This window comes from Rathayibacter tanaceti, from assembly GCF_009834165.1.
GTDB lineage: Bacteria > Actinomycetota > Actinomycetes > Actinomycetales > Microbacteriaceae > Rathayibacter > Rathayibacter tanaceti.
This window is the reverse complement of record NZ_CP047186.1, coordinates 2338646-2353052: the sequence shown is the minus strand read 5'-3', so window position 1 is coordinate 2353052 and position 14407 is coordinate 2338646. Positions and strand designations below refer to the sequence as shown.

Genomic DNA, 14407 nt, shown 5'->3' with positions numbered 1-14407 from the left:
GCTGCACCCCTCCCACCCTCACGAGAACGACAGGGGGCGCTCGATGACGAGCACCGCACCACTGGCCTCCCCGCAGGCGGCCGCGGCCGCCCGCGACGACCGCCCCGTCGGCCGGGGCACCGCCCGCTACCTGCTCACCCGGCTCGGCCTTTTCGTGCTCACGCTCTGGGCCGCGGCGACGGTGAACTTCCTCCTGCCCCGCCTGATGCCGGGGAGCCCGACCGACGCCGCGCTCGCCAAGCTCGCGCAGAACGGGCCAGTGACGGAGGCGACCCGCGCCGCGATCGAGGCTCAGCTCGGTGCTCCGGGCGGCAACCTTGTCGAGCAGTACCTCGCCTACCTGGGCCAGATCGTCACCCTCGACTTCGGCGTCTCGTACACGTTCTCCCCGCAGACTGTCGCGGAACTGGTGTGGACCGCCCTGCCGTACACGCTCGTGCTCGTCGGGGTCGTGACGGTCGTCGCCTTCGTGATCGGCACACTCATCGGCGTCCTCGCGGCGTGGAAGCGCGGCACCTGGCTCGACGCGCTGCCCACTCTGGGCGGCTCGTTCCTCAGCGCGTTCCCGTACTTCTGGACGGGCCTGCTGCTGCTCTTCTTCGCGGGCTACGTCTTCCGCTGGTTCCCGACCTCCGGGGCGTACGGTCCGACGCTCGTCCCGGCTCCGACCGGCGAGTTCGTCGTCGACGCCCTCTTCCACGCGGCGCTGCCCGCGCTCACCCTCCTGATCACCGGGCTCGGCGGCTGGATCCTCGGCATGCGCAACACGATGATCTCGACCCTCGGCGACGACTACGTCACCTTCGCCGAGGCGAACGGGCTGCGCGCCCGCACGGTGGCGCTGCGCTACGCCGCGCGGAACGCCGTCCTGCCCAGCATCACCTCCTTCGGTCTGGCGCTGGGCGGAGTGGTCGGCGGCTCGGTCCTCGTGGAGCAGGTCTACGGCTACCCGGGCGTCGGCTACCTGCTCTACAACGCCGTCACCAATCAGGACTACCCGCTGATGCAGGCGCTGTTCCTGATGATCACCGTGAGCGTCCTCGTGGCGAACGCGCTCGTCGACGTCCTCTACGGGGTCCTCGACCCGCGGACCAGGAAGTAGGAGGCACCATGTCCGACACCGTCTCGGTGCACACCCAGCGATCGTCCGGCCCCGTGGCCGCCGCTCCCGGCTCCTGGCGGGTCGTGGGGCGGACGGCCGCGACCGTCTGGTCCGACTCCCGGGCCCGCGTGGGCCTGGTCCTGCTGGGCCTGTTCATCCTCGTCGCCGTCGCCGCTCCGCTCCTCGCCCCCTACTCCGCCACCGACAACAGCTTCGAGCGCAGCGCCGACGCGAGCACGGCGCACTGGCTCGGCACGACCGCCGCGGGGGAGGACGTGCTCAGCCAGCTCCTCGTCGGCGCCCAGACCAGCGTCACGGTCGGACTCGTCGCCGGCGCACTCTCGACCCTCGTCGCCGTCCTCATCGGGCTCTCCTGGGGTTACGCCCGCGGCCCGGGCGCCGACGTCGTCGGCTTCGTCGTCAACCTCTTCCTCGTCATCCCGAGCCTGCCGCTGATGATCGTCATTGCTGCCTACCTCTCCGGAGGCGGCATCGGGATGATCATCGCGGTGGTCGTGATCACCGGGTGGGCGTGGGGCGCTCGCGTCCTACGCTCGCAGACCCAGTCCCTCCGCTCGCGCGACTTCGTCACGGCGGCGCAGTTCAGCGGCGAGAGCCCGTTCCGGATCGTGTTCCGCGAGATCCTGCCGAACATGACGTCGTTGATCGTCGGCACCTTCTTCGGAGCGGCGACCGCAGCGATCCTCGCTGAGGCGGGCCTGGAGTTCCTCGGCCTCGGCGACACCACCACCGTCAGCTGGGGCACCATGCTCTTCTGGTCGCAGAACTCGAACGCCCTGCTCACCGGGCAGTGGATCCTGCTGTTCGCACCTGGCCTGTGCATCGCCCTGCTCGCCACCTCGCTGACCCTGATCACGTTCGGGGTCGACGGCATCTCGAATCCGCGCCTCAAGGAAGGAGCGTCGCGATGAGCGCCGCCGCCGGCCCGATCCTCCGCGTCGAGCACGTCTCGATCGACTACGGCGAGGGTGAGGGCGCCACCCGCGCCGTGCGCGACGTGAGCATCGAGCTCGCGGAGGGTGAATTCGTCGGCCTCGTCGGCGAGTCCGGCTCGGGCAAGTCGACACTCGGCTTCGCGCTCACCCGGCTGGCCAAGCCGCCGGCGCGGCTCGTGGGCGGGCGGATCCTCTTCGACGGCACCGACGTGGGAGCCCTCGCCCCGGAGCAGCTGCGCGCGCAGCGTCAGGGCGGCTTCGCGATGGTGCTGCAGTCCGGGATGAACGCGCTGAACCCCGTCCGCTCGGTGCGCCACCACTTCGTCGACATCTACCGGGCTCATCGCCACGTCGAGCCGTCGCGGTGGGAGGCGCGCTCGCGCGAGCTGGTCGGCAGGGTGCAGCTGCCCGAGTCGGTGCTCGACCGTTATCCGGGCGAGCTCTCCGGAGGGATGCGGCAGCGGGTCTCGATCGCACTGGCCCTCTCGCTCGAGCCCCGGCTGATGGTCTTCGACGAGCCCACGACCGCACTCGACGTGCTCGTGCAGCACGCGGTGATGGACACGATCATCGAGCTCCAGCGGGCGGAGCGCTTCACCGCCGTCCTGATCTCACACGATCTGGGCGTCGTCCTCGAGGCGACCGACCGCGTGCTCGTCATGCACGACGGCCGGATCGTCGAGGACGCTCCCTCGCTCGACGTCCTCCAGCGCCCCTCGGCCGAGTACACCCGCATGCTGCTCTCGCACTACGCCGATCCGCGTGCCGAGGTGATCGAGCTCCCCGGACTGCGCGAGCGCGCGGCGCGGCCTGCGGGCAGCCCGGTCGACGCCTCCGCGGTGACGGCGCTGCACGTCGAGTCGGTCTCGAAACGCTACCCCGGTCCGCGACGCGGCGAGCCGGAGGTGGTCGCCGTCGACGACGTCTCGTTCGAGCTCCCCGCCGGGCGCTCGCTCGCCCTCGTGGGCGCCTCGGGGAGCGGCAAGTCGACCCTCGCGAAGCTGATCACCGGCGTCGAGAAGCCGACGTCCGGCGAGCTTCGTCTCGGCGAGCAGCGCATCGACCGGATGCGCGGGAGGCAGTTGCGCACGCTCCGCAAGGACGTGCAGATGGTGTTCCAGGATCCGTACGCCGCCCTCAATCCGCTGCACACCGTCGAATACACGCTGACCAGGCCCGTGGAGAACTACACCGGGCTCTCGAGGGGCGAGGCCCGCGAGCGCGTGCTCGAGCTGCTGCGCACCGTCGGGCTCGCCCCGGAGGAGGAGTTCGCGGCGAAGCTGCCCCACCAGCTCTCGGGCGGGCAGCGCCAGCGCGTCGTGATCGCTCGGGCGCTCGCCTCGGAGCCGCAGGTGCTGATCGCGGACGAGCCGGTCTCGATGCTCGACGTGTCGCTCCGCGCAGGCGTGCTCGCGCTGCTCGAGGAGCTGCGGGAGTCCCGAGGCCTGAGCCTGCTCTACATCACCCACGACCTGCTCTCGGCCCGACTCGTGACCGATGAGGTGATCGTGCTCAACCGCGGTCGCATCGTCGAGCGCGGAGTCACCGCCGAGGTGCTGCGGCACCCGCAGGACGAGTACACGATCGCCCTGCTGGACGCCGTGCCGAACCCGGAGCGGGCGCGCGCCTGACCGGCGCCGCCCCGCCTCCTCCCGACCCACCCGACCACGACTGAGAGGCCGCACTGTGCTGACCTTCCCCGACGGCTTCCTCTGGGGCGCCGCCACCGCCGCGCACCAGATCGAGGGCAACAACATCAACAGCAACTGGTGGGAGGAGGAGCACCGTCCTGGCGCGAGCATCGTCGAGCCCAGCGCAGACGCGGCCGACAGCTATCACCGCTACCGCGACGACATGCGCCTCGCGGCCGAGCTGGGGCTGAACTCGTACCGCTTCAGCATCGAGTGGGCGCGGATCGAGCCGGAGCGCGGTGCCTTCTCCCGGGCCGAGATCGGCCACTACCGCCGTATGGTCGACACCGCCCACGAGTTCGGACTCGAGCCGATCGTCACGCTGATGCATTTCACGGTGCCGCGCTGGTTCGCCCGCGACGGCTTCTGGCGCGCCGCCGACGCTCCTGAGCTGTTCCAGCGCTACACCGAGGCTGCGCTGCCGGTCGTCGCCGACGGCGTGCGCTACGTCTGCACGATCAACGAGCCGAACATCGCGGCGATGCTCGCGGGCGGCGAGGACGCCGCCAACCTCGTCGCCTACGGGCTGCCGAACCCGGACCTCGCCGTCGCCGACGCCCTGCTCGACTCGCACCGCCGCTCCCGCGACGTCCTCGCCCAGCTGCCGGGCGTGCTCTCCGGCTGGACCGTGGCGACGCAGGCCTTCGCCGCCGTCGAGGAGGAGGGCGCAGAGGAGATGCTGCGCGAGTACGGCCACCCGCGCGACGACTGGTACCTGGAGGCGGCGCGCGGCGACGACTTCGTGGGTGTGCAGGCCTACACCCGCACCTTCATCGGTCCGGAGGGGCCGCGCCCTGTGGCCGAGGGTGTCGAGACCACGCTCACCGGCTGGGAGTACTACCCGCCCGCCGCCGCCGACGGCATCCGCAGCGCGTGGGAGCTCACGGGCGGAGTGCCGGTGATGGTGACCGAGAACGGAATCGCGACCGCGGACGACTCCCGCCGCATCGACTACACCCGCAGCGCTCTGGAGGGCGTGCACGCCTGCCTCGAGGAGGGGATCGACGTGCGTGGCTACCAGCACTGGAGCCTGCTCGACAACTACGAGTGGGCGAGCGGGTTCCGCCCGACCTTCGGCTTGATCTCCTGGGACCGCGAGACGTTCGAGCGCACGCCGAAGCCGAGCGCGCACTGGTACGGAGGAGTCGCCCGGGCCGGCGCCCTCGACGCCGAAAGCTGACGCCCGCCCGGCGACGCCGAGCCGGGAGCGGCGTCGGCGGCACGGGCACCGATGCCCTAGCGTTCGAGGGGTCCGCCCCCGACGCGAAGGAACCGTATGTCCGACACCGCCGCCCCCGCCCTCTCCCGCACCGCCGTCGAGCGGAGCTGGATCCTCGGAGTCTCTCTGATCGCGATCACGCTCGGAGTGATCGCCGTCCTCATCCCGGGTCCGACGCTGCTGACGATTGCGATCGTCTTCGGCGTCCACCTGATCGCGGCCGGCGTGTTCCGACTCCTGCTCGCCTTCACCGCCTCCCGCCTCGAGGCGCGCGTGCGCTGGCTCGCCGGGCTGCTGGGCGTGCTGATCCTGGTCGCCGGCATCCTGTGCCTGTCCAACCCGTTCCAGTCGCTGACGGTGCTCGGTCTCGTGATCGGCCTGGGCTGGATCCTCGACGGCGTCTCGAGCATCGCGAGCGGTCGCACCCTCTCGGGGCCGGCCTGGCTGCCGATCGCGGCGGGCATCGCCTCCGTCATCGCCGGCGTGCTGACGATCATCATGCCGGTGCTCGCCCTCAGCTCCTTCGTCACAGTCGCCGCGATCCTGCTCATCATCGTCGGAGTCTCCGGCCTGCTGCTCCTCCCCGGGCGCACCCCGCGGGCGGAGGCGTGAACGTGCCGGGGGCCGATCCCGCTCTCGTCCCCGAGCTCCTCGTCACCGACCTCGGCCGCAGCCTCGCGTTCTGGTGCGGGCCGGGCGGGTTCCGGATCCGCTACTCCCGGCCGGAGGAGGGCTTCGCCTTCCTCGTTCTCGGCAGCGCGCACGTGATGCTCGAGCAGGCGGGCCTCGGCCGCAACTGGATCGCCGCTCCGCTCGAGCCGCCGCTCGGACGGGGGATGAACCTGCAGCTGAGCGTCGAGGACGCCGCCCGCGTGGCGGCGGCGCTCGCCGAGGCGGGCGTCGCCCTCTTCTCGCCGCTAGAAACCCGCTGGTACCGGGTCGGCGAGGAGGAGGTCGGCGTCCGGCAGCTCGTCGTCGCCGATCCGGACGGCTACCTGCTCCGCTTCCAGTCCTCGCTCGGTCGCCGGTCCGCCGCCTCGGTCTGACCCGTCGGCCGACGCGCCACCATCCGCTCGGCGCGCGACGTCATGCCAGAGGTGGATGCCGCCACGGTCCGCGCCTGGTTCGATCGGAGCCATGACGCAGCACCCCGCCACGGGCACCCTCGAACAGGCCGCCGCCGCCGACCCGAGCCCGGACCCGGGCGCTGCCGCCGCCGAGGCCCGACCGGAGCCCCTCGTCCGTCCGGCCGACCTCGTCTCGGCGCTCACGGGAGTCGCCCTCTGCTTCTTCTCGCTCTTCGTCTTCGCGGTCACGCACTGGCAGTACTTCGGCCCCGATGTCGACGACGCCAGCATCCTGGGCTGGCTCGCGCCGCTGGTGGCCGGAGTGGTCTGCCTGCTCGCCTCCGTCGTCTCGGTCGCGGTCCGCGTCTCCGGCCGTCGCGCCGAGCGGGCATGAACGGCCACGGTCGGCGGGTCGCCGAGCAGCTCCTCGCCCAGGCCGGCTGCCTCCGTGTCGAGAGCCCTTGGGTCTCGGGCCCCGAGTCCGCGCTGTCGGTCGACTTCGCCGTGCTCGCCGAGCACGCCGGCGCCCTCGACCTCTCGGAGGAGGCTGTCGCGCGCATCGCGCACTCGCTCGCGACCGGCCGCCCGGTCGATCTGCGCAGTGCCTTCGGCCATCTGACCCGCGACCACGCCCAGCTCGTGATGACCGCGGTCGCGGTCGCCGGGGGACACGACCGCGAAGGCTGCCGGGTCCGTGTGGACGGCGGCGACCGCTGCGTCGAGAGCGTGCCTCCGCTGGCCGCCTGGCCCGCCTGACGGTGCGCCGAGCGCGCCGCCGCCCGCGTCGCTACGTCCTTTCGGAGGTGCCCGGTTTAGGGTGTCCGTGTGCAACGAGTCGACGATTTCCCAGGAGCCGGACCGGTGGAGACCTCACCCGAATCCGGTGACCAGGGGCAGGAGTCCTCTCACGTGCTCCCCCCGAATTCCACGTCACCCGTTCAGGTGACCAGCGGCGAAGCCGGCTACCAGGGCGGCAACGCCGCCGATCCGGTGTGGCAGTCGTGGCGCGACGAGCTCGCCGCAGTCGGCGGCCCCTCGCCGCTGGTGCACTTCGTCGACTCCCCTCGCACCCGGATCGAGCTCTCGACGACGCACCCCGGGGGCCTGCCGCCGTTCATCTCGGGCAAGACCACCCTGCTCTCCTCCCTCATCCGCGATGAGCTGGCCCTGCGCACGGCGAAGAGCGCCGCCGGAGCGATCACCGACAAGGGCATCGAGTTGCGCTCGGTCCGCGGCATCGAGGGCGTCCACCTCGCCATCGGGCTCGCCCAGTGGCGCGCCGGCGACACGGAGTTCACCGCTCCCGTGCTGCTGCGTCCGCTCGCGATCCGCCGCTACGGGCGCGACTTCGAGCTGAAGCTCAAGGGCCAGCCCTACTTCAACCCGCAGCTGGGGCGCGCGCTCAAGCAGCAGTTCGGCATCACGATCGACCCCGAGCAGTTCGTCGCGCTGGCGGTGCAGAACGGAGTCTTCAAACCGCAGCCGGTCATCGACCAGCTCCGCGGTCTCACCTCCCACCTGCCCTGGTTCGCCGTCCACCCCCGCCTCGTGGTCTCGAGCTTCGCCGACGTCGCCGGAGACATGCTCCGCGACGCCCGGATGCTCGAGCACCCGGTGCTCGACGCGGTCGCCGGAAACCCGGCCGCCAAGCGTGCGCTGCAGCAGTCGCAGAAGGTGGCGTCGATCATCCCGCAGGACGAGCGTCCGCCGGCGACCGACAATCTCCTCCTCGACGCCGACGCCGAGCAGGAGCAGGTGATCGCGAACATCGCGGCCGGCAACTCGCTCGTCGTGAAGACGCTCCCCGGCACCGGCGGCACCCAGACGATCGTCAACGCGATCGGCGCCCTGGCCGCCCAGCACAAGCGTGTGCTCGTGGTGAGCGCGCGCCGGTCGAGCCTCGACAGCATCCACCAGCGCCTGCTCTCGGCCGGCCTGGGCGGCGTCGCCGTCGGCCCGCGCACGCTCCGCCGCGACCTCATCCAGTCGATCGGCCGCAACGAGAAGGCGTCGCGCCCCTCGGTGAGCGAGATCGACGACGCCCTGCTGCGTCTGCGGAAGGTGCTGCTCGACTACCGCGGTGCGCTCTCGCGTCGAGACGAGAGCTTCGACGTCTCGGCCCTGCAGGCCCTCGAAGAGCTCGCGCGCCTGTCGCAGCTGCGCACGCCTCCGTCCACCACCGCACGGCTCGACCGCCGAGCGGTCACCGCTCTCGCCCACAGCCGGCCGGACGCGACCCGCATGCTGATCGAGTCGGCGCGTCTCGGCGAGTTCCGCTACGGCCCGGGCGACTCGCCCTGGTACGGCGCCCAGTTCGAGTCGACCGCCGACGCCGAGATCGCCCACGAGCTGGCGAAGCGCCTGCACCTGCGCGATCTGCCGCGCCTGCTCGACCGCGGCCAGGACGTCATCGGCCAGACCCGGATGCGCCCGTTCGAGTCCGTCGCCGAGCTCGGCATCTACCTTCGGCTGCTCCACGACGTCCGCGAGACGCTCGACAAGTTCCAGCCCGCGGTGTTCGACCGCTCGATCCAGGACCTCATCACGGCCACGGCACCCCGCCGCGAGGCGTCCGAGATGTCGTCGACCAACCGGCGCCGGCTGAAGAAGCTCGCCCGCGAGTACCTGCGGCCCGGAGCGCACGTCACCGATCTCAACGCGGCTCTGCGCCGTGTGCAGCAGCAGCGCACCCTCTGGCAGCGCTACGCCGTGGCCGGTACCGTCCCCGAGGTGCCGGTCGGCGTCGCCGACGTCCAGGTCGCCTACCAGCAGGTCTCGGACCAGCTCGGCCGCCTCGACGAGCCGCTCGGACGCCGCGGCACGAATGTGCAGCTCGCCTCCCTCCCGCTCGCCGAGCTGGCGTCGATGATCTCGGGTCTCGCCGAGGACAGCGAGGTCCTGGCCAACCTCCAGGAGCGCACCACCCTGCTGGCGACGCTGCGTGACTGGGGCCTGGATCCGCTGCTCTCGGACCTCTCGCGTCGCCACGTCCCGCCCGAGCTGGTTGCCGGCGAGCTCGATCTCGCCTGGTGGCGCTCGGCGCTCGAGATCATGCTGGCCGACGAGCGCGCGCTCCTCGGCGGCAACACGGGCGTGCTCGACCGCCTCGAGGCCGACTTCAAGCTCGTCGACGAGGCGCACGCCGCCTCCAGCGCCGAGCTCCTGGCCTGGAAGCTCTCCGAGACCTGGAAGATCGGGCTCGTCGACTGGCAGCACGAGCGCGATGCGCTGCGGGCGCTGCTGCGCACGGAGTCGGCGACGACTCCGCAGGAGCTGCAGAAGGCGGCGCCGCACCTCTCGCGCGTGCTCGCTCCTGCCTGGCTCGTCTCGCCCTACGAGGTGCACCGGATCGGCACCGAGACCACCTTCGACGCCGTCTTCCTCGTCGACGCCGGCGCCACCACGCTCGCCGAGAACGTCGGAGCGATCCGACGCGCCAAGCAGGTGGTCGCGTTCGGCGACCCGGTGACGCAGACGCCCACTCCGTTCGCCCTTCGCGTCGACGAGACGCCCGAGTTCGGCTCCACCGCCTCGCGCACCGATGTGGAGGCGCTGCACGCGCAGTCCGCGCTGGCGCGCCTGGGCGAGCTGCTCAACACGGTCACGCTCACCCGCAGCTACCGCGCCGGCGGCGAGGATCTCGCCGAGCTCGTCAACCGGCGCTTCTACGGCGGACGCATCGACTCGCTGCCGTGGGCGGGCTCGTTCCTCGGGCACGACTCGCTCCGCTTCCACTACATCGCGAGTGGGCACGGCATGCCGGAGAACGACTCAGGAGCTGTGGAGTCCGTCGACGCCGAGGTCGCGAAGGTGGTCGAGCTGGTGCTTGAGCACGCCGTCATCCGGCCTCGGGAGTCGCTGATGGTCATCACCGCGAGCCCGCGCCACGCCGTGCGGGTGCAGCAGGCCGTGCTCACCGCGTTCGCCAAGCGCACCGACCTCAGCGACTTCATCCTCGGCGACCGGCCCGAGCCCTTCGCCGTCGTCACCCTCGAGCAGTCGGTGGCGCAGAGCCGCGATCGGGTCATCTTCTCGATCGGCTACGGCCGCACCCCGCATGGCCGCCTGCTCTCGAACTTCGGTGCTCTCGCCGAGCCGGGTGGAGACCGTCTGCTCGCCGTCGGCATGACCCGGGCGCGTCGCTCGATGGACATCGTCTCGTGCTTCCGCCCGGGCGACATCGACGAGTCGCGCATGCGGTACGGAATGGTCGCCCTGGCGCAGGTGCTCCAGGAGGCCGAGGACCGTGTGCAGCCCAGCGATCGCGACGACTACTCCGAGCCGATGCTGGTCGATCTGGCCGCGCGCCTGGAGCGTCGCGGGCTGCGGGTGAACGTCGGGCACAAGGGCAAGCTGGCCCTGGTCGCCGCGCACGGAACTCGCGCCGTCGTGGTCGAGACCGACCGCGATGTCAGCACGCAGAGCCTGCGCGTCTCGCTGCGCCTGCGTCCCGAGCTGCTGCGCCGTCTCGGCTGGCACTACCTCCGCGTGCACAACTTCGAGCTGTTCGCCGACCCCGAGGCGGTCGCCGCGCGGGTGGCCGGGCTGATCGGCGCCTCCGGTGACGAGGCATCCGCCGAGGGGGACGCGGCTCCGACTGCGCCCGCCGCTGCGGCGACCTCGGCCGAGACCCAGCCCGTCGAGCCGCTGCCGCGCGAGTGACCGCGGCCTGCTCCGACACGCCGGCCGGCGCGGACAGGCCGCTGCGGCGCACCCGTGGCGGTCGGCGTGCCAGCCTGCCGGCGAAGCCGGGCACCGACCCGTCGCCGCACGATGCGCCCGTGCCCGATCCGGAGGCGCCGCTCACCCGCCCGGACACGGGCCCCAACGATGCTCGGCTGCGCCAGGACGTCCCGCCGCACTATTGACGTGTGTCCCGTCGTCCCCTCACCCGCCTCGGTGGGTCCGATGCGCCCCGACGCGGCAGGCTCAGTCCGAGTGCCGTCCGGAGTGCGCGCCGCCCCCGGCACCGCGCTCGGTGAGCAGGTCGCGGATGTCGGCGAGCAGCTCCAGCTCGGTGGGCGCCCTGTCCTCGGTGGGAGCGCCGGCGGCCTTCGTGGCGAAGGCGGCGTCCTTGAGGTGGTTGATCGGCAGGACGAACGCGAAGTAGAGCACGAATGCGACGATGAGGAACTGGATCAGCGCAGAGACGACACTGCCCCAGGCGATCACGGACGCGTCCTGGCCGTTGCCCGCCGCCCGAATCTCCCAGGTGAGGCTGTCGAGCGAGGAGGCGTCGAAGAGCAGGCCGATCACCGGGTTGAAGATCCCGGTCACCAGCGCGTTGACGATCGTGGTGAACGCGGCGCCGATGACGACCGCCACAGCCAGGTCGATGACGTTGCCGCGGAGGATGAACTCCTTGAAGCCGTTGATCATGGTCTGTTCCGTTTCTCTCGGCGGGCGGCTGCCGCGCGGTCGGAGGCTGGGTCAGCTCGTGGAGGACGAGCCGGAGGAGGACGAGCCCGAGGACGACGATGACGAGCCCGAAGATGTTGAGCCCGAGCCCGACGAGCTCGAGCCCGACGAGCTCGAGCCCGACGAGCTCGAGCCCGACGATGACGAACCCGACGACGCTCCGGACCCGCCCGCCGACGTGCCGGTCGCTGCGGGTGCCTCCGACCCTCCGCTCGACGAGTCGCTCGCGCCCGACGCGCGAGAGTCCGTGCGGTAGAAGCCGGAGCCGTTGAAGGTCACTCCGACAGCACTGAAGACCTTGCGCAACGCCCCTCGGCAGCTGGGGCACTCCGTGAGGCTGTCGTCCGTGAACTTCTGCTGGATGTCGAAGGCGTTGCCGCACTGCGTGCAGCGGTAGGAGTAGGTGGGCACAGGAGCTCCTCGAGAGCGGGTAGTGGAGGGGGAGGCGTCAGCCGCGGAGGTCGACGACGCCGGAAGGGGTCACGACTCCGTCGACGGCCTGGTCGTGGATCTCGCTGGGGACCCGGTCGACGAACTCGCTGTCGAAGACGACGGCGTAGACCGGAGGGCGCTTCTCCATCGAGCCGAGGGTCTTGTCGAAGTAGCCGCGGCCCCAGCCCATGCGCATGCCCCGACGGTCGACGGTGGCGGCCGGAACGACGATGAGGTCGACGTCGTTGATCGCGATGGGGCCGAGCAGCTGCCCGACCGGCTCCGGCATCCCGAAGAGCCCCTGGGTCTCGGTGTGCCCGTCGCCCACCGCCCAATCGAGCAGACCGTCATGACGCGAGATGGGGAAGAGGACCCGCAGGCCGGTGCTCTCGGCCCAGCCGAGGAAGGGACGGGTGCTCGGTTCGTCAGGTGCCGAGAGGTAACAGGCGATCGAGCGGGCGCCGACCCGCGTGGCCAGCTCGATCAGGTGGGTGGTGATCTGCTCCGACGCCTGCTCTCGGACTGTCGAGGTCTGCGTACGGCGGCGCTCGCGCAGCTCGGCGCGCAGCGCCCGCTTCTCGTGCGTGATGTCGGCTGGCATGCGCTCAGTCTAGATCCGGGGGTCGCGCGGCTCCCGCCTGCCGCTGTGAGGGAGACTCCTGCGCAGGCACCCCGGGAGGGGGCCCGGCGCCGTCCGCCGCCCTCAGTGGCGCGAAACTCCGGCGACTCCCGCCGCCGCTAGGATGACGCCCCATGGGCACTCGAATCCGCAAAGCCGTCATCCCCGCCGCCGGTCTCGGCACCCGCTTCCTGCCGGCGACCAAGGCCATCCCCAAGGAGATGCTGCCGGTCGTCGACAAGCCGGCCATCCAGTACGTCGTCGAGGAGGCGGCCGACGCCGGGCTCCAGGACGTGCTCGTCATCATCGGGCGCAACAAGAACGCGCTGGCCAACCACTTCGACTCGGTCCCCGAGCTCGAGCACAACCTCTCCAAGAAGAAGGACGACAAGAAGCTCGAACACGTCAAGTACGCGAGCGATCTCGCGGACGTCCACTTCGTCCGGCAGGGGGAGCCGAAGGGCCTCGGCCACGCCGTCTCGCGTGCCCAGCGCCACATCGGCGACGAGCCCTTCGCCGTCCTCCTCGGCGACGATCTCATCGACGCCCGCGATCCCCTCCTCTCCCGCATGATCGAGGTCGCCGAGAACCGCGACACCACGGTGGTCGCACTGCTCGAGGTGGACCCCGACCAGATCCACCTCTACGGCTGTGCCGCAGTCGAGACGACCGACGAGGACGACGTGGTGCGCATCACCGGACTCGTCGAGAAGCCCTCGAAGGAGGACGCCCCCTCGAACCTGGCGATCATCGGCCGCTACGTGCTCAAGCCCGATGTCTTCGGCGTGCTCGAGAACACGGCGCCCGGCAAGGGCGGCGAGATCCAGCTGACCGACGCGCTCGAGCGGATGGCGCAGGACCCGGCCGAGTTCGGTGGCGTCTACGGCGTCGTGTTCCGCGGTCGCCGCTACGACACGGGTGACAAGCTCGACTACATCAAGGCGATCGTGCAGCTCGCCTCCGACCGCGAGGACCTCGGGGTTGACCTCAAGCCCTGGCTGAAGGACTTCGTCGCCGGTCTCTGACGCCGCACCACGACGCCTCCGGGAACGGCCGGGACGCTCCGCCACGGTGGACGTCCCGGCCGTTCGCCCGTTCGTCGCTGCCGCAGACCAGCGCGACCGTCCAGCCCTCTCCCGGGTCGGCGCGGAGCAGTAGGGTCGCATCATGCCGTTGCCGATCCCGACGCTGACTGAGGGTCGTGTCACCGTCCGCCCGATCCGGGTCCGCGATGCGCGACCGCTCGAGCGAGAGCTGATCGCCAATCGCGCGTGGCTGCGCCAGTGGGAGGCCTCCGATCCGCGCGGCGGAGCCGCCTTCGACGTCCGCGCGAGCATCCGCTCGCTCCAGCAGAACGCGCGGGCCGGCGGGGGAGTCCCGTTCCTCATCGACTGGGACGGCGAGCTCGCCGGACAGCTCAACATCTCGAACATCGGCTACGGCTCGCTCTCCTCCGGCTCGATCGGCTACTGGGTGGCCGAGCGCTTCGCCGGGCGCGCCATCACCCCCATCGCTGTCGCCCTCGCCACCGATCACGCCTTCCTCGATCTCGGCCTGCACCGCATCGAGATCTGCATCCGCCCCGAGAACCGCCCGAGCCTGCGCGTGGTCGAGAAGCTCGGCTTCCGCTACGAGGGGTTGCGCCGCCGCTTCATCCACATCAACGGCGACTGGCGCGACCACTTCTGCTTCGCACTCGTGGCGGAGGAGGTGCCGCGCGGCGTCCTGCGGCGCTTCCTCGACGGCCAGGTGCCGCACGATGTGGGCGTGCCGAGCGACGCCGACGTCCGCGCCTCCCACCGCTCCGGTCTCTCCGGTCCCCCCGACGGTGCCGGTCTCCCTCCCGCGGGCGGCCGGCTCCTCCGCGATCCGTACGGACACACCTACCCGTAATGACGGCCGG

14 protein-coding genes and 1 pseudogene are annotated in these 14407 nt (G+C 71.4%); 12 read left to right on the top strand and 3 right to left on the bottom strand.

Annotation, left to right across the window (positions count from 1 at the left end; all coding sequences use genetic code 11):
• The first annotated feature begins 43 nt into the window (after positions 1–43).
• The 9 genes from GSU10_RS10965 to GSU10_RS10925 all read left to right on the top strand — a co-directional run bounded on the left by GSU10_RS10965 (position 44) and on the right by GSU10_RS10925 (position 10697).
• Positions 44–1102, top strand: a complete 1059-nt coding sequence (locus GSU10_RS10965) for an ABC transporter permease (RefSeq protein ID WP_132504864.1) — start codon at positions 44–46, stop codon at positions 1100–1102.
• Between the two features lie 8 nt (positions 1103–1110).
• A complete protein-coding gene (locus GSU10_RS10960; protein WP_068211343.1) occupies positions 1111–2034 on the top strand; it encodes an ABC transporter permease in 924 nt (307 codons plus the stop codon).
• On the top strand, positions 2031–3689 hold the full coding sequence (locus GSU10_RS10955; RefSeq protein ID WP_068211340.1) for an ABC transporter ATP-binding protein: 1659 nt from the start codon (positions 2031–2033) through the stop codon (positions 3687–3689). Before GSU10_RS10960 ends, GSU10_RS10955 begins: the two co-directional genes overlap by 4 nt.
• Before the next feature lie 55 nt (positions 3690–3744).
• Positions 3745–4929 carry a glycoside hydrolase family 1 protein gene (locus tag GSU10_RS10950; protein WP_068211337.1) on the top strand — a complete coding sequence of 395 codons (1185 nt, stop codon included), beginning with the start codon at positions 3745–3747 and terminating at the stop codon, positions 4927–4929.
• A 96-nt stretch (positions 4930–5025) separates the two neighbouring features.
• Positions 5026–5580 (top strand): HdeD family acid-resistance protein, encoded by a 555-nt coding sequence (locus GSU10_RS10945; RefSeq protein WP_068211335.1) that lies wholly within the window; start codon positions 5026–5028, stop codon positions 5578–5580.
• A complete protein-coding gene (locus GSU10_RS10940) occupies positions 5577–6014 on the top strand; it encodes a VOC family protein (RefSeq protein ID WP_199220853.1) in 438 nt (145 codons plus the stop codon). The genes GSU10_RS10945 and GSU10_RS10940 overlap by 4 nt, the downstream gene beginning before the upstream one ends.
• A 91-nt stretch (positions 6015–6105) precedes the next feature.
• The gene (locus GSU10_RS10935) at positions 6106–6429 is read left to right on the top strand and encodes a hypothetical protein (RefSeq protein WP_068211332.1); all 324 of its coding nucleotides are present in this window, start codon (positions 6106–6108) and stop codon (positions 6427–6429) included.
• On the top strand, positions 6426–6791 hold the full coding sequence (locus GSU10_RS10930; protein WP_068211330.1) for a hypothetical protein: 366 nt from the start codon (positions 6426–6428) through the stop codon (positions 6789–6791). The genes GSU10_RS10935 and GSU10_RS10930 overlap by 4 nt, the downstream gene beginning before the upstream one ends.
• Positions 6792–6896: 105 nt before the next feature.
• Positions 6897–10697: a DEAD/DEAH box helicase gene (locus GSU10_RS10925; protein ID WP_422395426.1), complete on the top strand. Its 3801-nt coding sequence runs from the start codon at positions 6897–6899 to the stop codon at positions 10695–10697.
• A 267-nt stretch (positions 10698–10964) separates the two neighbouring features.
• On the opposite strand, the gene mscL is transcribed toward GSU10_RS10925, so the two are convergent.
• Positions 10965–11414 carry a large conductance mechanosensitive channel protein MscL gene (mscL, locus tag GSU10_RS10920; RefSeq protein WP_199220852.1) on the bottom strand — a complete coding sequence of 150 codons (450 nt, stop codon included), beginning with the start codon at positions 11412–11414 and terminating at the stop codon, positions 10965–10967.
• Between mscL and GSU10_RS15750 the strand changes: the two genes are divergently transcribed.
• Positions 11413–11709, top strand: coding sequence for a hypothetical protein (locus tag GSU10_RS15750; RefSeq protein ID WP_422395428.1), 297 nt, complete (start codon positions 11413–11415; stop codon positions 11707–11709). The genes mscL and GSU10_RS15750 overlap by 2 nt on opposite strands.
• 62 nt (positions 11710–11771) lie before the next feature.
• Here the strand turns inward: GSU10_RS15750 and GSU10_RS15745 are convergent.
• Positions 11772–11864: pseudogene (locus GSU10_RS15745) on the bottom strand (FmdB family zinc ribbon protein); the annotation flags it as partial.
• Between the two features lie 37 nt (positions 11865–11901).
• A complete protein-coding gene (locus GSU10_RS10910) occupies positions 11902–12486 on the bottom strand; it encodes a 5-formyltetrahydrofolate cyclo-ligase (protein ID WP_068211313.1) in 585 nt (194 codons plus the stop codon).
• A gap of 152 nt (positions 12487–12638) precedes the next feature.
• Between GSU10_RS10910 and galU the strand changes: the two genes are divergently transcribed.
• Both galU and GSU10_RS10900 read left to right on the top strand, forming a co-directional pair.
• Positions 12639–13529 (top strand): UTP--glucose-1-phosphate uridylyltransferase GalU, encoded by an 891-nt coding sequence (gene galU, locus GSU10_RS10905; protein WP_068211311.1) that lies wholly within the window; start codon positions 12639–12641, stop codon positions 13527–13529.
• Between the two features lie 142 nt (positions 13530–13671).
• A complete protein-coding gene (locus GSU10_RS10900; RefSeq protein WP_082845150.1) occupies positions 13672–14397 on the top strand; it encodes a GNAT family N-acetyltransferase in 726 nt (241 codons plus the stop codon).
• Positions 14398–14407: the final 10 nt, after the last annotated feature.